Annotated in this window: 14 protein-coding genes and 1 pseudogene; 9 read left to right on the top strand and 6 right to left on the bottom strand. The window is 73.6% G+C overall.

Annotated features, from left to right (window positions below; genetic code table 11):
* The first annotated feature begins 25 nt into the window (after positions 1–25).
* Entirely contained in the window at positions 26–451 is a 426-nt protein-coding gene (locus tag RMN57_RS16040; RefSeq protein WP_313764067.1) for a hypothetical protein, read from the top strand.
* A gap of 28 nt (positions 452–479) precedes the next feature.
* On the opposite strand, the gene hutH is transcribed toward RMN57_RS16040, so the two are convergent.
* Together hutH and RMN57_RS16050 are read right to left on the bottom strand one after the other, a co-directional pair.
* Complete coding sequence (hutH, locus tag RMN57_RS16045) at positions 480–2,057, bottom strand: histidine ammonia-lyase (protein WP_313764068.1); 1,578 nt, start codon at positions 2,055–2,057, stop codon at positions 480–482.
* A 152-nt stretch (positions 2,058–2,209) separates the two neighbouring features.
* On the bottom strand, positions 2,210–3,424 hold the full coding sequence (locus tag RMN57_RS16050; protein ID WP_313764069.1) for a macrolide family glycosyltransferase: 1,215 nt from the start codon (positions 3,422–3,424) through the stop codon (positions 2,210–2,212).
* 145 nt (positions 3,425–3,569) lie between these two features.
* On the opposite strand from RMN57_RS16050, the gene RMN57_RS16055 reads away from it, so the two are divergent.
* The gene (locus tag RMN57_RS16055) at positions 3,570–4,166 is read left to right on the top strand and encodes a TetR/AcrR family transcriptional regulator (protein WP_313764070.1); all 597 of its coding nucleotides are present in this window, start codon (positions 3,570–3,572) and stop codon (positions 4,164–4,166) included.
* 154 nt (positions 4,167–4,320) lie between these two features.
* The gene (locus RMN57_RS16060; RefSeq protein WP_313764071.1) at positions 4,321–7,785 is read left to right on the top strand and encodes an NACHT domain-containing protein; all 3,465 of its coding nucleotides are present in this window, start codon (positions 4,321–4,323) and stop codon (positions 7,783–7,785) included.
* Here RMN57_RS16060 and RMN57_RS16065 read toward each other — a convergent pair.
* The 4 genes and pseudogenes from RMN57_RS16065 to RMN57_RS16080 form a co-directional block, all read right to left on the bottom strand.
* Positions 7,779–8,138, bottom strand: a complete 360-nt coding sequence (locus RMN57_RS16065) for a hypothetical protein (protein WP_313764072.1) — start codon at positions 8,136–8,138, stop codon at positions 7,779–7,781. The two genes, RMN57_RS16060 and RMN57_RS16065, sit on opposite strands and share 7 nt — an antisense overlap.
* A gap of 785 nt (positions 8,139–8,923) precedes the next feature.
* Positions 8,924–10,051 (bottom strand): annotated as a pseudogene (locus RMN57_RS16070) (diguanylate cyclase domain-containing protein); the annotation flags it as partial.
* Positions 10,052–10,526: 475 nt separating this feature from the next.
* Positions 10,527–11,786: an adenylate/guanylate cyclase domain-containing protein gene (locus RMN57_RS16075; protein ID WP_380235838.1), complete on the bottom strand. Its 1,260-nt coding sequence runs from the start codon at positions 11,784–11,786 to the stop codon at positions 10,527–10,529.
* Positions 11,787–11,819: 33 nt separating this feature from the next.
* Positions 11,820–12,713 (bottom strand): biotin--[acetyl-CoA-carboxylase] ligase, encoded by an 894-nt coding sequence (locus RMN57_RS16080; RefSeq protein ID WP_313764074.1) that lies wholly within the window; start codon positions 12,711–12,713, stop codon positions 11,820–11,822.
* Positions 12,714–12,979: 266 nt separating this feature from the next.
* Here RMN57_RS16080 and RMN57_RS16085 point away from each other — a divergent pair, with 266 nt between their 5' ends.
* The 6 genes from RMN57_RS16085 (at position 12,980) to RMN57_RS16110 (ending at position 18,730) form a co-directional block, all read left to right on the top strand.
* Positions 12,980–14,569, top strand: coding sequence for an acyl-CoA carboxylase subunit beta (locus RMN57_RS16085; protein ID WP_313764075.1), 1,590 nt, complete (start codon positions 12,980–12,982; stop codon positions 14,567–14,569).
* Positions 14,570–14,610: 41 nt separating this feature from the next.
* A complete protein-coding gene (locus RMN57_RS16090) occupies positions 14,611–14,832 on the top strand; it encodes an acyl-CoA carboxylase subunit epsilon (RefSeq protein ID WP_238862883.1) in 222 nt (73 codons plus the stop codon).
* A 146-nt stretch (positions 14,833–14,978) separates the two neighbouring features.
* The gene (gene mmpB / locus RMN57_RS16095; protein ID WP_313764076.1) at positions 14,979–15,119 is read left to right on the top strand and encodes a morphogenic membrane protein MmpB; all 141 of its coding nucleotides are present in this window, start codon (positions 14,979–14,981) and stop codon (positions 15,117–15,119) included.
* Positions 15,120–15,153: 34 nt separating this feature from the next.
* A complete protein-coding gene (locus RMN57_RS16100; RefSeq protein WP_313764077.1) occupies positions 15,154–15,753 on the top strand; it encodes a nucleoside triphosphate pyrophosphatase in 600 nt (199 codons plus the stop codon).
* A 228-nt stretch (positions 15,754–15,981) separates the two neighbouring features.
* The gene (locus RMN57_RS16105) at positions 15,982–16,734 is read left to right on the top strand and encodes a hypothetical protein (RefSeq protein WP_313764078.1); all 753 of its coding nucleotides are present in this window, start codon (positions 15,982–15,984) and stop codon (positions 16,732–16,734) included.
* 220 nt (positions 16,735–16,954) lie between these two features.
* Entirely contained in the window at positions 16,955–18,730 is a 1,776-nt protein-coding gene (locus tag RMN57_RS16110) for a biotin carboxylase N-terminal domain-containing protein (RefSeq protein WP_313764079.1), read from the top strand.
* Positions 18,731–18,870 lie beyond the last annotated feature (140 nt).

Raw genomic sequence — 18,870 nt, forward strand, 5'->3', positions numbered from 1 at the left:
GTACCGGGGGGCCAGGCTTGACCTCATGGACACTCGCCAGGACGACCTGAGGCGCGACCTCGACGCCACTCTGCAGGCCCGCAAGGAGCTGGGCAAGGAGTACGAGTCCGAGCTGGTCGACTCGTTCCTGACCCGGCTCGACGCCCGGCTGGACGCCCGCGTCGACTCCCGGGTGGAGCGCCGGGTCGCCGAGCGGATGGACGACTACGGGCCGGCCCACCTCGCCCGTCGCCGCGGGTTCGGCCGCGCCAACTCGAAGCTGCCGCTGGTCTCGTTGGTCCTGGGCATCCCGCTGACGGCCATCGCCACCAACGGCGGGACCAACGGTTTCACCGGCTTCATGGGCCTGGTGGTGTGCTGGACCGGCATCGTCGGGGTCAACATCGCCGCCGCACTTGGCGACCGGCGGGGCGAGCGCGGCGAGAAGCGGTCCGGGAGCGAGTGGGACTGAGTCCCACCCGCTCCCACGGCACCGGGGGTCAGGCCAGCGGGCCGGTGACCTGCTCGACCGCCCGGATCAGCTCACCGGACGCGACCAGCGCGGCGGCGGCCTCCAGGTCCGGCGAGAGGAAGCGGTCCCGGCCGGCCCCGCCGACCCCGGCCTCCCGGGCCGCGGCCATCGCGGCCGCGGTGGCGGGCGCGACCCGGCCGCCGGACTCGGCCTGCTGACGGATCTCCAGCGCGCGGGCGGCGGCGGTCAGCTCGACGGCCAGCACCCGGCCGAGGTTGTCGACCGCCTGGCGCAGCTTGCGGGCGGCGGACCAGCCCATCGAGACGTGGTCCTCCTGCATCGCGGAGGACGGGATCGAGTCGACCGAGGCCGGGACGGCGAGGCGCTTGTTCTCGCTGACCAGCGCGGCCTGGGTGTACTGGGCGATCATCAGACCGGAGTCCACGCCCGGGTCGTCGGCCAGGAAGGCCGGCAGGCCGTGCGAGCGGGCCTTGTCGAGCAGCCGGTCGGTGCGACGCTCGGAGATCGAGCCGAGGTCGGCGGCGGCGATCGCGAGGAAGTCCAGCACGTAGGCGACCGGGGCGCCGTGGAAGTTGCCGTTGGACTCGACCCGGCCGTCCGGCAGCACCACCGGGTTGTCGACCGAGGCGGCCAGCTCGCGGGAGGCGACCAGGGCGGCGTGGGCGAGCGTGTCGCGGCCGGCGCCGGCCACCTGCGGGGCGCAGCGGATGGAGTAGGCGTCCTGGACCCGCGGCGCGTCGTCCTGGTGGTGGCCGGTGAGGCCGGAGTCCTTGAGGACGGCGAGCATGTTGGCCGCGGACAGCGCCTGGCCCGGGTGCGGGCGGATCGGGGCGTGCAGCTCGGGGGCGAGCACCTTGTCGGAGCCGAGCAGCGCCTCCAGGGTCATCGCGGCGGTGATGTCGGCGGTGGTGAAGAGCCGCGACAGGTCGGCGATGGCCATGACCAGCATGCCGAGCATGCCGTCGGTGCCGTTGATGAGGGCCAGGCCCTCCTTCTCCAGCAGCTCGACCGGCTCGATGCCGGCCTCGGCGAGCAGCTCGCCGGCGGGCCGCTCGACGCCGTCCGGGCCGGTCGCCACGCCCTCGCCCATCAGCACCAGCGCGCAGTGCGACAGCGGCGCGAGGTCGCCGGAGCAGCCGAGCGAGCCGAACTCGCGGACCACCGGGGTGATGTCGGCGTTGAGGATGGCGGCCATGGTCTGGGCGACCACCGGGCGCACGCCGGTCCGGCCGGAGGCCAGCGTCTTCATCCGAAGGAACATCAGCGCGCGGACCACCTCGCGCTCGACGGCGGGGCCCATGCCGGCGGCGTGCGAGCGCACCAGCGAGCGCTGCAGCTGGGCGCGAAGCTCGGGGCTGATGTGGCGCACGGCGAGCGCGCCGAAACCGGTCGAGACACCGTAGACCGGGCGCGGCTCGGCCGCGAGGGCGTCGATCCGGGCGCGCGCGGTCGCCATCTCGGAGAGCGCGTCGGGGCCGAGCTCGACCTTGGCGTTGCCACGGGCGACGGCCAGCACGTCCTCGGCGCTGACGTCGGCCTTGCCGACCTGGACGAGCGGCGCGTGGGGGGCCGCAGCACTGTGCATATCCATATACACCATCTCATCAGGTGAATGGAGATATGACAACCGTCCGGGGCCATCCGGCCGCACCTCACCACCCGACCGGCCCGACGGAAGGGCTCCCGAGCGGGCCGGCCGCACCCCCGCGCCCGGCCCGGGGAGGCCACGCCGGGACCTCAGGCCAGCGCCGCCTCGACGAGGTCCGCCGCCCGGGACGTGCCACCCTCGGCCCGCGCCGCCACCCGGAGCGCGTCGAGCCGCGCGGCCACCGCCGGGTCGCCGACCAGCGCGAACAGCGCTTCGCGCAGCGCCTCCGCGGTGGCCTGCCCGGTGTCCAGGCGGCGGGCGACACCCAGCTCCACCAGCCGGTCCGCATTGGAGAACTGGTCGACGGCCTGCGGCACCGCGATCATCGGCACGCCAGCCTGCAGCCCCTCACTCGCACCGCCCATGCCCGCGTGGGTCACGAAGGCGTCCGCCTGCGCCAGGACGGCCACCTGCGGCACCCACCGGTACACCTCCACGTTGGCCGGCACCTCGCCCAGCTCGGCCGGGTCGGTGTGCCGGCCCACCTGCAGCACGACGTGCCACCCGGGCAGGTCGCCGAAGGCCTTCAGGCACTCCCGGTAGAAGGCCGGCTGGTGGGTGAAGGCCGAGCCGAGCGAGACCAGCAGCACCCTCCCGCGCCCTTCGCCAGGGGCGTCCCCCGTGGCAGCGCCCGGCCGCCGCCAGTCGCCCTGGTGCGAGCGGTCGCCGGCACACGGACCGACGAAGGTGTACCGCTCGGGGTCCACCCGGTCGGCGTTGGGCTGCAGGGCGCGCGGGACGAGCGCGATCGCCTTCTCCGGGCGGCCCTTGAAAGCGTCGACGTCCCGCTCGGCGGCGCCGGTGGCGGCCAGCCAGTCGGCGAACCGCCGGTAGTGCGCGGCCCCGCCGGGGCCGTTGCGGATCGCGTCGATCATCTCGGCGAGGTCCTGCTCGTAGCCGTCCCAGGCGACGAACGCCGGCGACAGCTGGACGGCCGGCACGCCGTGCGCCTCGGCCACCGCCCGACCGGCGAACCCGGCGATGTCGTACAGCAGCAGGTCGGGCCGGTCCTCGGCGAAGAGCTTGCGGACCACCGGGGTCATTGCCACGGCGTCGTCCAGGAAGAGGTTCTGGATCCCCACCGGATCCTGCAGCCAGACCTGGGAGTCGTCCTCCAGGGGCAGCGCGGTCGGGTACGGCACCAGGGTCGCCCCGGTGGACTCGACCGCCGCGGCGAAGGACGGGTCGTTGACGTAGCTCACCCGGTGGCCGCGGGCGACCAGTTCGGTGATCACGGCGAGGCTCGGGTTGACGTGGCCGTGGGCCGGGATCGAGACCACGGCGATGTGCGCGGAGCGGGTCATGCGGACCTCCTGGTTCGGTGACGTGACGGAGCCAAGCGAGACGAGACGATTCGTCTCGCCACACTGAACGTCCATCAGCATGCGCTCCGGATCGGATCGCGTCAAGACGATACGTTCCGTCTCGCCAAGCGGGTACGATGACCCCATGGCCCGTCACACCGCTCCCGACCCGACCCGCCGCAACGAGCAGAGCCGCGCCGCGATCCTCACCGCCGCCGCCGAGCTGGTCGCCGAGGTGGGCTTCGGCAAGCTCACCATCGAGAAGATCGCCGCCCGCGCCGGCGTCGGCAAGCAGACCATCTACCGCTGGTGGCCCTCCAAGGGCGCGGTGGTCTTCGACGCCTTCCTGGCCGCCAACCGGGACACCGGCGGCGGCCTCGACCTCCCCGACACCGGCGACCTCGCCGCCGACCTGCGGGCGGTGCTGCGCGCCACCGCCGACGAGCTGGCCGACCCGGCGTTCGACCGCACCGGCCGCGCCCTCACCGCGGAGGTCCTCAACGACCCGGACCTGCTGCGCGAGTACCGCGAGCGGCTGCTCGACCCGCTGCTGGAGGTCACCCGCGCACGCCTGCGGGCCGCCCGCGCGGCCGGGCTGATCCCCGCCGACGCCGACCTCGACCTCGCCGTCGAGCTGCTCTACGGCCCGATGTACTACCGCTGGCTGCACGGCCTCGGCCCGCTCGACCACGCCTACGCGGACCGCCTCGTGGAGGCGACCCTGAGCGCGCTCGAGCCCTGACGGCGGAACACCGCGGCGCCCCGCACGCAGCCTTCCCAAACCTTCCGCATGATGATTCGATAATAGAGACGCACTTTCGAAGCAGCCGAACCCGAGTGATTCGCACACAAAGTACGCCGCGCCGACTCCCGCTCCTTCGAATGCCGTGAACGCCATGACCAGCGAGACGCGCGAACCCGGGGGGCCGGGGGGCAAGGTCGATCCGCGCAAGGCGCCCCGCCTGGTCCGCCCGCGCCGCACCGTCCGACGGGCCGCCGAACGGACCCGGCGCGCCTTACGCGTCCACTACCTGCGCTGGCTGGCCCGCCGCAAGGTGGTCAAGGTCCGCTACCCGGCCACCTGGCCGTCCTGGCGGAAGCGGCTCACCTCGATACCGGCCCTCGCGTTCCTCGCCTTCATCGGCTGGTCCGCGTACGTCTTCGCCCGCGGCAGCAAAGGGTGGTTCGAGAGCCGCTGCAGCGAGAGCGGAGCCTGCGGTGTCCTGCTCGGATTCGTCACGCCCTTCCTTTCGCTGGCCCTCGCGGCCTTTGTCTTCCTGGTCTACCGGAGGCAGAAGATCCGTGGGCCGATCATCCGCAAGGCCCGGCGCACGCCGCACAAACTGGTGCCCAGTGCCCACACGGCCGTGGACCAGGTCGTCGGCCGGGAGCAGCTCTGCGAGGTCATCTGCCGCTCGCTGGAGGACCGCGCCGCCCGCCGCCCGTACGTGCTGGTCGGCAGCGTCGGCGCCGGCAAGACCGCCGTGCTCGTCCAGCTCACCCACATGCTGGCGCAGCAACACCGCGTCCCCGTGCCGGTCCGGCTCCGCGACGTCGGCAAGGACGGCGCCGACCTGGACTTCCGCGAACTCGCGCGGAAGCGGTTCGCCGAGGAGGCCGACCCCGGCGGCCTCCTCTCCTCCGAGCAGACCGCCAAGGTCTGGCGGCAGCTCTGCGAGGACGGCCAGGCCGTCGTCCTCGCGGACGGCCTGGAGGAGGCCCTGGCTTCGAACGGCAACAGCGGCGACCGGGACAACGCCATCCGGAACGCCATCAAGAAGGCCAAGCGGCAGAACCTCCCCCTGGTCATCGCCTCCCGGCCGCACGCGCCGCTGGAGGCGACCGCGGCCTCGATCATCGACCTGGAACCGCTCTCCGAAGAGGCCGCGCTCGACTTTCTTGCCCGCGACGATCCCCAGCCCGACGAAAAGCGGTTGGACTGGATCGTCGAGACGGCCATGGTCAGCGAGTCGCCGCTGTACATGGAGATCGCCCGACAGCTGAGCCGGCAGCACCTCCTGGCCCACCTCGACAAGGGCAGGGCAGGGAGCCAGCTCGACACGCGCAGCTGCGACCGCTCGAAGCTGCGGTTGCGACTGCTGAGCAGCTGGGAGACCGCTCTCGTCGACGGCCATCTGCGCGACGAGGTCGCCCTGACCAGGCAGGAACGACAGGCCACCGTCGACGTGATCTCGATGCTCGCCGCCCTGGGCTTGCTCGGTGACCGCCTGGAGGTGGACTTCGCGGACCTGCTGGGCGGACCGAGCGGGCGAAACCCGGCGCGCGTCCTCCGGCGGACGCTGGCGGACCTGAACAACTCCGTGACCGACCCGGACTGCGAGAGCGTCCTCGCCCTCCACGCCACCCGGGGTGAACTGCTCGGCCTGGTCGAGACGCGCGGCGAACGGGTACGTTTCCCGCACAGCATCGTCCAGGCCTACCTCGGCTCGCGATACCTCGACAAGCTCTGGTTCGCGGTCAAGGAGGCCTTCCGCAGCGACCAACTGGGGCGGGAGCTGCTCATTGCCCTGGCGCTGCGGGCGGCGGGCGGCCGCGACGCCGCGGAGCAGATCGCGCGGTGCGCCTCGGAGCTCGCCGCGGCGGCGAAGGTGCGGACCGACCCCAAAGCCCTCGACCTGTTCGCAGCGGCCCTGGAGGTGGACCTGCACGCACAGCAGGCCCGCCCCACGGCGAGTATCAGCGAGCACCGCAGCATCACGGAGCAGATCAACGACAGGTGGCTGGAGATCGACTCGCAGGACCACCGGACCCTCGACGAGGCCAGGGAACGGCTGGTCCACCGCTTCGGCGAGGTCCTTCGCGAGATCACCCGCCTCCAGGAGGTCCACCTCTGGCCGACCGACGTGGCACCCGCCTACGAGCAGTTCTTCGAGATCGCGATCAAGGAACGGTCCTACGCCCTGCGGCTGGCCATCACCCAGGAGATCGGCGCGGGCGGCGATCCGGCCTTCCACGCGGTCCGCGAACTGGTCCGCAAGCACGACGCGGAGCACTTGGACCCGCTGGTGGCGTACCAGCAGAAGATGGAGGAGGAACGCGAACGCGAACACGCGGCCAGTGATGCATCGGTCGGCCGGGGCGGAGATCCGAGGCAACGCCGCCAGACGTACACGAACGAGGTCAACCGTGCCTACGAGGCCAAACAGACCATCTGGCGCGAGTACGCGACCCGGGCCTGGCTGATCCCCATGCTCGTGGGGTCGGTCAGCATCGAGCGCCGGGCGGACGCCCAGGAACGGCTGAGCGCCTGGCTCGACCACCTCGACCCGGCGGGCCCCCGCAGCCGTGCCGACCTGCCGCTCTCCTTCGAGGTCGCCCTGGCCCAGGGGTTCAAGAGCGCGGCCAACCGCCGGCTGCGCCACCCCCACACGAACAACGAGACCCGTGGCTTCCTCATCGCCCAGGCCGAGACCATGCTCGCGCGGTCGCGATTCTGGTTCTCCCAGCTCACCCTGATCCACGCGCTCTGCCTCTGGGAGCTGCCCGACCGCTCCAGCCGGGCCTCCGACGACGAGCACGAAGCCGGTGGCGACGAGAAGTCCCCGCCGATCGCCGACGCCCCACGGGCGGCCGTGCAGCGCTGGCTCCGCCTGGCCGGCAGCGAACGTGCCCCCGCCGACCGCCGGCCGGAGGACCAGAGCCCCCACGACACCCGCGAGCGTCTGCACCCCTTCGTGGCCCGCGCCGCCCACCTCGCGGTCCTGGCGTTGGAGACCGGGCGCCCCGAGCAGTACATCTGGATCGACGAGAAGGGGGCGATGGAGAAGGTCGGCTCCGATCCGGGCGATCCGCACTTCTACCGCCAGCACAACCTCTGGATCCCGCCGTCGGTCGGCTGGAGCACGCTCGATCCGCGAGCCCAGCAGCTACTCGCCGACGCCCTCCTGCTGCTCAACCTCGCCGAGCGCTGCGGCGAGCCGGACGAGGTGGAGCGTCGGCTTGAGCGTGCCCGTCGCAACTCCCTGCCGCCCTGCCTGACAGACGACCGCGCACCGCTCCAGCCGAGCCACACCGTCGGCAGGGTCGAGAACGCCGAACCCGGCAGCACCTGTCCTCGTGACTGCCCGTTCGAGCTGTGCCCCTACCCTCCGAAGGGCGAGCTGCCCCGCGCGGAGCTGACCGAGGTCTTCTGTCTCCAACAGCAGGCACTGGTGCGCTGGCGCCGCGGGTCGTTCTACGCCCTCGCCCGCAAACGCGCCCCCTGGCAGGGCACGACGGGCAAGGACCTGCAGCGGTTCTGGAGCGGCATGGCGGCCAGGACCCGCACGCCCGAGCCCCAACCGGTCATCAAACCACGGTCGGCGCAACGACGCCGCAGGGAACGCCGGAAGACTCACTGACGGTTGCGGCGGCGGAGCATGACGACCACCGCGATGATCACGGCGATCACCACCAGCACCACCACGACGCCGATGATCACGCCGAGCAGCTTGCCGAGGCCCTTCGACTTCTTCTTCTTGGACTTGTCCTTGGAGGCGGCCAGCCGGGTGGTGTCGTGCCGGTCGGCGGCCACCCCGGCGACCGGGGCCGCCTGCGCGCCCGCGGCGGCGGTGCCCGCCTGGGTCGATCCGGCCGGGGCGGCGCCGACCGCGGCCGCGCGCGGCGCGGCCTGGACCGCCGGAGCGGCGGCGAGCGCGGTGCCGCCGAACGCGAGCACCGCGGAGAGGACAAGGCCCGTCAGACGAGCACGCATGGTGTGAACCCCCATCCGGTCCGGCCCCCGTGGCCGGCCGACCGCCGAACACCATCCCACGCCCACCCCTCCCCGCCCAGCCCTCCGGCAAGGTCCGCCCCGGACCGCGACCCGCTCGGAACCTCCTGGTCACCGAACCGACACAACCCGGCCGGGCCGTGCACCGACCGGACGGGAGCCCGGCGCGGCGGTCAGGCCGGCGGTGCGGAGGAGGGGCCGGCGAGGGCGACCGAGACCAGGGCGCGGAGCGCCGAGGCGACCTGGCCGAGCGGCAGGGTGGCGTCGTCGGCGAACAGCTCCACCAGCCAGCCGCCCGCCGGGTTCTGGCCGCCGGCCGCGAGCATCCCGCGGTAGCCGGAGACCACCAGCACGGCCTCCTCCGCCGGGTCGTTCCCGGCCGCGCCCGCTCGCAGCGCGAAGGCGCCGCCGCGGACCGCCTCCCGGGTCAGCGGGTAGTGCCGCAGGTCGAAGACCGCGTCCGGGGCCTCGATCTGCGCCCGCTGGGTCTCCGCGCGCGAGCTGCTCGGACCGCTGGTCATCCGGTACACGGCGTGCTGGACGGTGCGCATCAGCGGCGAACCGGGCGGGACGTACGACACCCACCAGCCGACCGCGTCCAGCAGCCGGGCCGAGGTCTCCGCGACCACCACCAGCTTGCCGATGGTGTCGGCCGGGTGGACCGAGCGGGCCTCGCCGTGCCGGTCGAGCGCGGCCAGCACCGCGGTGAGCAGCTGGCCCGGGTCGGCGCTGTGCGCCGCTCCGCGGAACCGGCGCCGGTCGCCGGCGCCGGCCCGGCCGCTGCGGCCCCGGGCGTCGGCCCGGTGGTGCGGGTCGGCGGCGTCGGCGAGCAGCACGGTCGGGTCGGGGGCGAAGCCGGGGCCGTGGCTGCGCCCGGCCACCACGGGGTGGGCCGAGCGGGCGGCCTTGGCCCGGTACTGGGCGGCGTCGGCGAGCCGGAACAGCCGGTCGGGGGTGGTGACCGGGCCGATCGAGTCCCCGGTGGAGGCCACCCCGCAGGCCACCCCCTCGCCCTCGGCCAGCGCCAGCGCCCGCGCGCACAGCTCCTCGGCGACGGCGACCACCTCGTCCGCCTTCTGACCCTCGACCAGCAGGCAGAACTCGTCGCCGCCGAGCCGGGCGGCCAGGCTGCCGGGCAGCCGGGCGGCGGCCAGCGAGAGCTGGTGGGCGAAGCGCTCCAGCAGCCGGTCGCCCATCTCGTGGCCGAGCTGGTCGTTGACCCGCTTGAGGCCGTTGACGTCGCAGACCACCAGCGAGACGACGGTGTTGTCCCGGTTGTGCGCCTCCAGCGCGCCCTCCAGCCGGGCGTCCACCGCGCGCCGGTTGGCCAGGCCGGTCAGCGGGTCGGAGAAGGCGAGCTTGCGCAGGTCGGCGAGGCGCTCGGTCTGCGCCAGGCCGGCCGAGATCTGGGCCGCCAGCAGGGTGGCGTAGTCGGCGTCCGCCTCGGTGAACTCGGGCATCCCGACGATCCGGGCCAGATAGAGCTCGCCCCAGGCCTGGCCGTGCAGCACGATCGGCGCGACCACGCAGCAGGCCCGCCCGCGCCGGCGCAGCGCCGCGGCGCGCTCCTGGCAGTACGCGCCGGCGGTCGGGTGCGAGTGTCCGGCGTGCGGCTCGGAGTCCTCGGCCGTCTGCACCCAGGCGCGCGGCAGCCGACCGGTGGTCCAGCGCTCCTCCAGGTAGGTGACGATCTCGGGGAAGTCGGCGACCGGGTAGGACTCGTCCTCCGGCAGCTCCTCCTCCCCCGGGGCCAGCGCGCCGTGGTTGACCAGCACCCGCAGCCGGCCGGACTCCCGGTCCCAGACCGAGACGGCGGCCATGGACGCGCCGAGCGCCGCGGTGGCGCGGGCGGCGGCGGCCCGGACGGCCTCCAGGGGGGTGAGCGCGGCCGACATGTCCTGGGCGAGCTCGACCACGGACTTCAGCCGCAGGTCGGGGGCGGCGGGCGGCTCGTGCGACCGGTCGCCGTCGCAGCCGCGGTCCGCCATGGTCGCCTCACTGCTCACCGGCTCGCCTCGTTCCCTGTGCCCGGTCCTGCTCGGTCCCCCGCAGCGCCGCCCACCGGGGCCGCCCGCTCCCCGCCCGGGCCTGCAGCCACCACCGGGGGCTCGGACCGCGCCGGGGCCGTACCGCTCGCATCCGCTTGCACCAAGACTATGGCGGTTTCGTTGGGTTATGCCCCGTTTGCCGGGATCGATCCATGGCACTGGACGGGTTTCCACCGTTCGGCCACCGTTCCACCACGTACGCCGGCGTACGCCCTGCCGCCGGGGCGCCGGGCCGCGGCCGCCCGCCCCGGGCGGCCCTGCGCACGCGGGCCCGTGCGCGCCGGGCGCGCACGTCCCGCGCCGGGCGCGGGCGACGCGCGGACTACTCCGTGCGCAGCCGCCGCGACAGCAGCCAGGGCTCGACCAGTCCGAGCCCGCGCACCGGACGGCGCCACATCGGCTGGAGGTTGAAGCGGTGCCCGGAGTCCGGGCCCGGCACCGGCAGGCCGGAGGCCGGCATCCCCGCGGCCGCCGACAGCGCGTCGGCGAGCCCGGGACCGTCCGCATCGGCCGGCGCGACGCTGCCGTTCTGCTCCAGCGCGATGGCGAACTCGCCGTCGATCAGTACCGCGTCCTTGGGCGCGATGGAGGTGAGCCGGCTGGCCAGGTTGACGGTGGTGCCGAAGACGTCGCCCATCCGCGAGGTGACGGTGCCGAACGCCATCCCGACCCGCAGGGCCGGGATGGTGTCGTCCTCGGCCAGCGCCTCGATCAGGCCGAGCGCGATCTCGGCGGCGGTCACCGGGTCCTCGGAGACGTAGAGGATCTCGTCACCGAGGGTCTTGATCACCCGGCCGCCCTGGCCGGCGATCAGGTCGGAGCACGTGTTCTCGAAGGTCTCGACCAGCTCGCCGAGCTCCTCCTCCTCCAGCCGGCGGGAGAGCCGGGTGAAGCCGACCAGGTCGGCGAAGCCCACCGCCAGCCGGCCGCTGGTGATCTCGGTGTCCTCGGCGGCCTGCACCACCCGGCCGGTGACGGCGGCCAGCTGCCGGCGCCAGACGTAGACCAGGAACTGCTCCAGCTCCGGCAGCAGCAGCTCGACGAGCGGGTACGCCACCTCGGCCCGGGTCAGCCCGGGCTCGACGGACTGGGTGAGGTTCTCCAGGAAGGTGTCCATCTGCCAGCCGGCCAGCCGGGCGGTGGTCTGCCCGGTGGAGCGCGCCACCTGGATCGCCATCGACTCGCTCAGCAGTCCGGACTCCACCAGGCCGGCCAGTCGGCGCAGCGCGATCACGTCGCCGTCGGTGAGGGCCCGGGACTGCCCGATGTCGGGGAAGCCCATCGCCCGCCAGAACCTGGTGGCCAGCTCCATCGGGACGTCGGCGGCGCGCGCGGCCTGGTACGGGGTGTAGCGGCGCGGCGCGTCCAGGATCAGGCGTTCGAGGTCGAGCGCGACCGTCTGGTCGTGGGTGCCCGCCGTTCCGCCCTTGCTGCCGTCCTCTGCCACCGGTCCGTCCCCGTGCGGTTGCCGCACTTGCCTCGTGTCCTGCCTGTCCGGGCGCGCCCGCCGCCCGCGGGCAGTGGCGCGCCTCACACTCCTGCCAGGTGGAATATTCGCACGGAATCCCGCGATCCGGGGCATCCGCCCGGGTCAAGGGGAGGTGAAGAGTGCCGTTCAGCGCGGCTCCGGGCGCACGTGGACGACGTCCCCCGCGCCCACCGCCCGCCGGGCGCCGTCGGGCGTGCGGACCACCAGCCGGCCGTCGCCGTCCACCGCCACCGCCTCGCCCAGCAGCTCCTGGTCACCCGGCAGGTGCACCCTGACCTGGCGGCCCAGCGTGGTGCAGCGGTCCAGGTAGGCCGGCAGCAGGCCGCTGGCCTGCGGGTCGCCCGCGGCGGCCGTCCACTCCTCGTACAGCCCGGCGAACTCGCGCAGCAGGGCGCGCAGCAGGATGGACCGGTCGGTCACCGCGGCGCCGGCCAGCGCGAGCGAGCCGGCCGTGGGGACGGGCAGCTCGGCCTCGCGCAGCGAGACGTTGAGGCCGAGGCCGGCCACGACCGCGCCGCCGCCGAGCTCGGTGAGGATGCCGCCGATCTTGCGCTCCGCGCCGGCGATCTCGACCTGGAGGTCGTTGGGCCACTTCAGGCCGACCTCGACCTCGGCGACCCGGTTCAGCGTGCTGGCCGCGGCGACGCCGACCAGGATCGGCAACCAGCCGTACCTCTCGACGGGTACCCCGTCCGGGCGAAGCAGTACGGAGAGGAAGAGACCGGAGCGGGCCGGGGCCGTCCACTGCCGCTCCAGCCGCCCGCGGCCGGCGTTCTGCTGCTCGGCGACCAGGACGGCGCCCTGCGGCGCACCCTCCCTGGCCCGTGCGGCCAGGTCGCTGTTGGTGGAGCCGGTCTCGGTGACGACGTCCAGCGAGGTCCAGAGCCCGCCCGGCACCACCAGGTCGTGCCGGAGCGCCGCGGCGTCCAGCGGGGGCCGGTCCAGATCGGTCCAGGGCGACGGCCCGGCGTGGCCGAAGCCGCGCAGTCCACTGCGGCGGGGGGTGACGGGTTCGGTCATGGTCCCGAGCCTAGGCGTTGTCGGGCGGTGTGTCGGGGATTGCCGGACGCGCCCAGGACGGCGTAGTCCGCCCCATCGTCCCGCAGAACGCGCGTTAACACACTGTGTCGCTGACCATAACGGCAGGCCATTACGTCTGGCCCTCCGTGCTGGCTACGCTACTCAACGGTAGTTCGTTGCGCCGCCCTGCCCTCGTGCGCGGTCCCCCTTCCGGTCCGCGCAGCACTCAACAGGTCGCGGCCCATGGATCAGGGAGAGCCCACCGGATGACCGAGGCGCCGTACGACCCCCACACCACTGCCGGAAAGCTCGCCGACCTGCGCCGCAGGATCGACGAGGCGGTGCACTCCGGCTCCGCCAAGGCCGTGGAGAAGCAGCACGCCAAGGGCAAGCTGACGGCCCGCGAGCGCGTGGTGGAGCTGCTGGACGAGGACTCCTTCGTCGAGTTCGACGAGTTCGCCCGGCACCGCTCGACCAACTTCGGGCAGGAGAAGAACCGCCCGTACGGCGACGGCGTCGTCACCGGCTACGGCACCGTCGACGGCCGCCAGGTCGCGGTCTTCGCCCAGGACTTCACCGTCTTCGGCGGCTCGCTCGGCGAGGTCTTCGGCGAGAAGATCGTCAAGGTGATGGACTTCGCGCTGAAGACCGGCTGCCCGGTCATCGGCATCAACGACTCCGGCGGCGCCCGGATCCAGGAGGGCGTGGTCTCGCTCGGCCTGTACGGCGAGATCTTCCGCCGCAACGTGCACGCCTCCGGGGTGATCCCGCAGATCTCGCTGATCATGGGCCCCTGCGCGGGCGGCGCGGTCTACTCCCCCGCGATCACCGACTTCGTGGTGATGGCCGACCAGACCTCGCACATGTTCATCACCGGCCCGGACGTCATCAAGACCGTCACCGGCGAGGACGTCGGCATGGAGGAGCTGGGCGGCGCGCGGACCCACAACACCAAGTCCGGCAACGCGCACTACCTGGCCACGGACGAGAAGGAGGCGGTCGAGTACGTCAAGAGCCTGCTCTCGTACCTGCCGTCCAACAACCTCTCCGACGCGCCCTCCTTCCCCGAGGAGGCGGACCTCTCGGTCACCGACGAGGACCTCGAACTCGACACCCTGGTGCCGGACTCGGCGAACCAGCCGTACGACATGCACAAGGTGATCGAGCACGTCCTGGACGACGGCGAGTTCCTGGAGACCCAGCCGCTGTACGCCGGCAACATCATCACCGGCTTCGGCCGGGTCGAGGGCCACTCGGTCGGCATCGTCGGCAACCAGCCGATGGACCTGGCCGGCTGCCTGGACATCGCCGCCAGCGAGAAGGCCGCGCGGTTCATCCGCACCTGCGACTCCTTCAACATCCCGGTGCTGACCTTCGTCGACGTGCCCGGCTTCCTGCCCGGCACCGAGCAGGAGTGGGACGGCATCATCCGCCGCGGCGCCAAGCTGATCTACGCCTACGCCGAGGCCACCGTGCCGCTGATCACCGTGATCACCCGCAAGGCCTTCGGCGGCGCGTACGACGTCATGGGCTCCAAGCACCTGGGCGCCGACCTCAACCTCGCCTGGCCGACCGCGCAGATCGCCGTCATGGGCGCGCAGGGCGCGGTCAACATCCTGCACCGGCGCGAGATCGCCGAGGCGGACGCCGCCGGCAACGTCGAGGAGAAGCGGGCCGAGCTGATCGCCTCCTACGAGGACACCCTGCTCAACCCGTACCTGGCGGCCGAACGCGGCTACGTGGACGCCGTCATCGCGCCGAGCGAGACCCGCCGGCACATCGTCCGCGGCCTGCGGGCGCTGCGCGGCAAGCGCGAGGTGCTGCCGCCCAAGAAGCACGGCAACATCCCGCTGTGACCGCCCCCACCCAGCAGCGGCCGTCGCGAGAGGATTGAGCCATGGCCCCGATCCACGTGCTGCACGGGCAGCCGACCCCCGAGGAGCTGGCCACCGTCCTGGCGGTGGTCCAGTCCCGGGCCGCCGCCGCGCAGGCCGCCGCCGAGGCGGCCCGCCGCGCCGGCGCCGGCCCGGACTCCCCCTGGAACGACCGCGCCCGCCGGCTGCGGGCCACCCCGCGCCCCGGCGTCAACGTCTGGCGCACCTCGGGCTGGGCCGGCTGAGCCTGCGCCCACGCACCACCCGCGGAGTGGGAAGTCGGCCCGGCCGACTTCCCACTCCGTGCACTGCCGGGCCCCGCCCCGGGCCGCGGGAAACCTGAGTACGCGTACTCAGGCGGGCGGCACCCGGCGCGGCGCACCCTGGAGGCGTGCTCTGGTCAGATCCACGCGACGAACCCTCCCCCGAGACCCGGCAGATGCAGGAGCGGATGCAGCGGGCCGGCCGGGTGCTGGCCGCCATCGTGTTGGTGGGCTCCGTCCTGCTGATGGTGGCCCGCTTCTTCACCTGACCGGCGGACACCGCCACCCCCTACTCTGGTGGGCATGACCGACCGCCGCGCCCTCGTCCTCGCCTCCGCCTCCCCCGCCCGCCTCGGGCTGCTGCGCCAGGCGGGCCTCGACCCGCGCGTGGTGGTCAGCGGGGTCGACGAGGACGCGATCACCGCCGCCACCCCCGCCGAGCTCGCGCTCGTCCTCGCCGAGGCCAAGGCCAAGGCCGTCGCCGCCGAGCTGACCGGCGGCGAGCTGGTGATCGGCTGCGACTCCGTGCTGGAGCTGGACGGACAGGCGCTCGGCAAGCCCGCCGACGCCACCGAGGCGCTGGCCCGCTGGCAGTCCATGCGCGGCCGCGCCGGCGTGCTGCGCACCGGGCACTGCGTGATCGACACCGTCACCGGCGAGCAGGCCTCGGCCACCGCCTCCACCACCGTCCGCTTCGGCACCCCGGACGACGCCGAGATCGCCGCCTACGTCGCCTCCGGCGAGCCGCTCCACGTCGCCGGCGCGTTCACCCTGGACGGCCGCTCCGCGCCGTTCGTCGAGGGCATCGACGGCGACCCGGGCAACGTCATCGGACTCTCGCTGCCGCTGCTGCGCTCGCTGCTGGCCGACCTCGGCGTCCGCATCACCGACCTCTGGGCCTGACGGCATCCCGCCCCGCCGGCCCGCCGTCGGCGGGTCCCGCCTCCTCCGCACCCGAACTGCCGTACCCCATCGGGGCGCCAGCCCGCACTGCCGTAGCACCCCCCGGCCGTCCGGCCGTTGTGCAGGTCACCCGATGTGCGCCGGGAGTGGCTGTGGAGACCGTCCATGGTTGCGGTCCGACACCCCGGCTAGGCTGACCGCCGTTCCAACGGGGAGGAGGGCGAGCGGATGACCGACAGTCTGCTCAACGTGCTGCTGGGTCTGGTGGCCAGCGCGATCAGCGCCGGGCTGGGCTGGCTGGCGCAGAACCTGCGGCGAAGACGGCGACTGGAGCGGGTCCGCGCGTTCTTCGGCATGCCGGCCGGCGGCGAGTGCCTGCTGGTGGTGAACCGGCACACCGCCTCGGCCAGCGGCAAGAGCGTCTCGCGCAACGACGTGTTCGCCCTGATGGAGTTGGCCGCGCTGGTCAAGGAGTGCGGGGCCCAGGCCGACCTGGTCGCCCACGAGGACGTCCGCCAGGGACTGGGCCACAAGGCCGAGTTCTGCCTCGGCGGCCCGTCCAGCAACGACCGGACGGCGGCCCACCTGGCCTCCTGGCTGCCCGGGGTGGCCTTCAAGGACGTGGGCGGCAGCGCCCCGGAGCTGTCGCTGACGGTGGGCGGCGAGGAGTACCGGTACGAGCCCGGGTCCGAGCCCTCCGGCGGCCGGGCCTACGCCCTGCTCGCCCGGCTGCACCCCTCGCCCGACGGGCGGCCCGCCTTCCTGGTCGCCGGGCAGACCGCGGTCTCCAACCACGCCGCCGTCCGGTACCTGGTCGCCAACCACCGCCGGCTCGCCCGTCGGTACGGCGAGAACGGCACCTTCGCGCTCGTCCTGAGGGTCGTCAACCCCAAGGCGTACGGGCCGGACGTGGTGGAGCTCGCCGCCGACGTGACCGCCCGGGCGCTCGAAAGGCCGCCCGCCCCGGCCCCCACCGGCTGAGTGTGGCCAAGGCCACCGCTTCGCCACGCCGCCCCGTCACCGTCCGCACGGACCGCGTGCGGACCTCGGTACCCGCGGCCACCTGCAAGGACCCCCGTCCGACCGCGGACCGGCTCCCGGAATACATCACCCTGCGTGTGGGATAGTTCACAACCTGGGGCTACTCGCCGGTACCGCCCAGAAATCCATAAACTCGACCAGGTTCAAGAAGGGAGCCACAGTGCGCAAGGTGCTCATCGCCAACCGCGGGGAAATCGCCGTCCGCGTCGCCCGTGCCTGCTCGGACGCCGGTATCGCCAGCGTCGCCGTCTACGCCGAGCCGGACCGGGATGCGCTGCACGTCCGCGCGGCCGACGAGGCTTACGCGCTGGGCGGCGACACCCCCGGCACCAGTTACCTGGACATCGCCAAGGTGCTGAAGGCCGCCGCCGACTCGGGCGCGGACGCCGTCCACCCCGGCTACGGCTTCCTGTCGGAGAACGCCGACTTCGCCCAGGCCGTCCTCGACGCGGGCCTCACCTGGATCGGCCCGCCGCCGCAGGCCATCCGCGACCTCGGTGACAAGGTCACCGCCCGGCACGTGGCGCAGCGCGCCGGTGCCCCGCTGGTGGCCGGTACGCCGGACCCGGTCTCGGGCGCCGACGAGGTCGTCGCCTTCGCCCAGGAGCACGGCCTGCCGGTCGCCATCAAGGCGGCCTTCGGCGGCGGCGGCCGCGGCCTGAAGGTCGCCCGCACGCTGGAGGAGATCCCGGAGCTGTACGACTCCGCGGTGCGCGAGGCGGTCGCCGCCTTCGGGCGCGGCGAGTGCTTCGTCGAGCGTTACCTGGACAACCCGCGCCACGTCGAGACCCAGTGCCTGGCCGACCAGCACGGCAACGTGGTGGTCGTCTCCACCCGTGACTGCTCGCTGCAGCGCCGGCACCAGAAGCTCGTCGAGGAGGCGCCCGCGCCGTTCCTCACCCCCGAGCAGAACGCCGAGCTGTACCGGGCGTCCAAGGCCATCCTCAAGGAGGCCGGCTACGTCGGCGCCGGGACCTGCGAGTTCCTGGTGGCGCTGGACGGCACGATCTCCTTCCTGGAGGTCAACACCCGTCTGCAGGTGGAGCACCCGGTCACCGAGGAGGTCACCGGACTCGACCTGGTCCGCGAGATGTTCCGGATCGCCGACGGCGAGGAGCTGGGCTACGGCGACCCGGAGGTGCGCGGCCACTCCTTCGAGTTCCGCATCAACGGCGAGGACCCGGGCCGCAACTTCCTGCCCGCGCCCGGCACGGTGACGCTGTTCGCCCCGCCGTCCGGCCCGGGCGTCCGGCTGGACTCCGGCGTGGAGACCGGCTCGGTCATCGGCCCCGCCTGGGACTCGCTGCTGGCCAAGCTGATCGTCACCGGCCGGGACCGCAAGCAGGCCCTGGAGCGGGCCCGGCGCGCGCTGAACGAGTTCAAGGTGGAGGGCATGGCCACCGCCATCCCGTTCCACCAGGCGGTCGTCACCGACCCGGCGTTCGCGCCCGAGGTGCACGGCAGCGACGAGCCGTTCAAGATCTTCACCCGCTGGATCGAGACCGAGTTCCAGAACACCATCCCGGCGTTCGCCGGCGCTGCCGGTGAGGGCGAGGAGGCCGAGGGCCGCGAGACCGTCGTGGTCGAGGTCGGCGGCAAGCGGATCGAGGTCTCGCTGCCGTCCTCGCTGGGCGTCTCCGCCGCCCCGGCGGCCGGCGCCGGCGGTGCCGCCAAGGCCAAGCGCCGGGTGGGTGCCAAGAAGGCCGGCTCGGCGGTCAGCGGTGACACGCTGGCCTCGCCGATGCAGGGCACCATCGTGAAGGTCGCCGTCGAGGAGGGCCAGGTCGTCGCCGAGGGCGAGCTGATCGTCGTCCTGGAGGCGATGAAGATGGAGCAGCCGCTGAACGCGCACAAGGCCGGCACCGTGGTCGGCCTCAAGGCCGAGGTCGGCGCGAGCGTCAGCAGTGGCGCCGCGCTCTGCGAGATCAAGGACTGAGCGGTCCCGGCCTGACCGGCACCACGTGCTCCGAACCGGTCCGTACGCCCCTCGTGGGTGTGCGGACCGGTTCCGTTTCCGGGCCCGGCGGCCGCGCGGGGCCGCCGGAGGCGGCGGTCGCCGCCGGGCGCACCCGGCCC

The sequence above is a fragment of the Kitasatospora sp. CM 4170 genome, assembly GCF_032110285.1.
In the GTDB taxonomy this organism is placed as follows: domain Bacteria; phylum Actinomycetota; class Actinomycetes; order Streptomycetales; family Streptomycetaceae; genus Kitasatospora; species Kitasatospora aburaviensis.

Coding starts and splice junctions, on each gene's coding strand:
- RMN57_RS16040 (WP_313764067.1), top strand. CDS start 26: ATGGACACTCGCCAGGACGACCTGAGGCGCGACCTCGACGCCACTCTG.
- hutH (WP_313764068.1), bottom strand. CDS start 2,057: ATGCACAGTGCTGCGGCCCCCCACGCGCCGCTCGTCCAGGTCGGCAAG.
- RMN57_RS16050 (WP_313764069.1), bottom strand. CDS start 3,424: ATGACCCGCTCCGCGCACATCGCCGTGGTCTCGATCCCGGCCCACGGC.
- RMN57_RS16055 (WP_313764070.1), top strand. CDS start 3,570: ATGGCCCGTCACACCGCTCCCGACCCGACCCGCCGCAACGAGCAGAGC.
- RMN57_RS16060 (WP_313764071.1), top strand. CDS start 4,321: ATGACCAGCGAGACGCGCGAACCCGGGGGGCCGGGGGGCAAGGTCGAT.
- RMN57_RS16065 (WP_313764072.1), bottom strand. CDS start 8,138: ATGCGTGCTCGTCTGACGGGCCTTGTCCTCTCCGCGGTGCTCGCGTTC.
- RMN57_RS16075 (WP_380235838.1), bottom strand. CDS start 11,786: ATGCCCCGGATCGCGGGATTCCGTGCGAATATTCCACCTGGCAGGAGT.
- RMN57_RS16080 (WP_313764074.1), bottom strand. CDS start 12,713: ATGACCGAACCCGTCACCCCCCGCCGCAGTGGACTGCGCGGCTTCGGC.
- RMN57_RS16085 (WP_313764075.1), top strand. CDS start 12,980: ATGACCGAGGCGCCGTACGACCCCCACACCACTGCCGGAAAGCTCGCC.
- RMN57_RS16090 (WP_238862883.1), top strand. CDS start 14,611: ATGGCCCCGATCCACGTGCTGCACGGGCAGCCGACCCCCGAGGAGCTG.
- RMN57_RS16100 (WP_313764077.1), top strand. CDS start 15,154: ATGACCGACCGCCGCGCCCTCGTCCTCGCCTCCGCCTCCCCCGCCCGC.
- RMN57_RS16105 (WP_313764078.1), top strand. CDS start 15,982: ATGACCGACAGTCTGCTCAACGTGCTGCTGGGTCTGGTGGCCAGCGCG.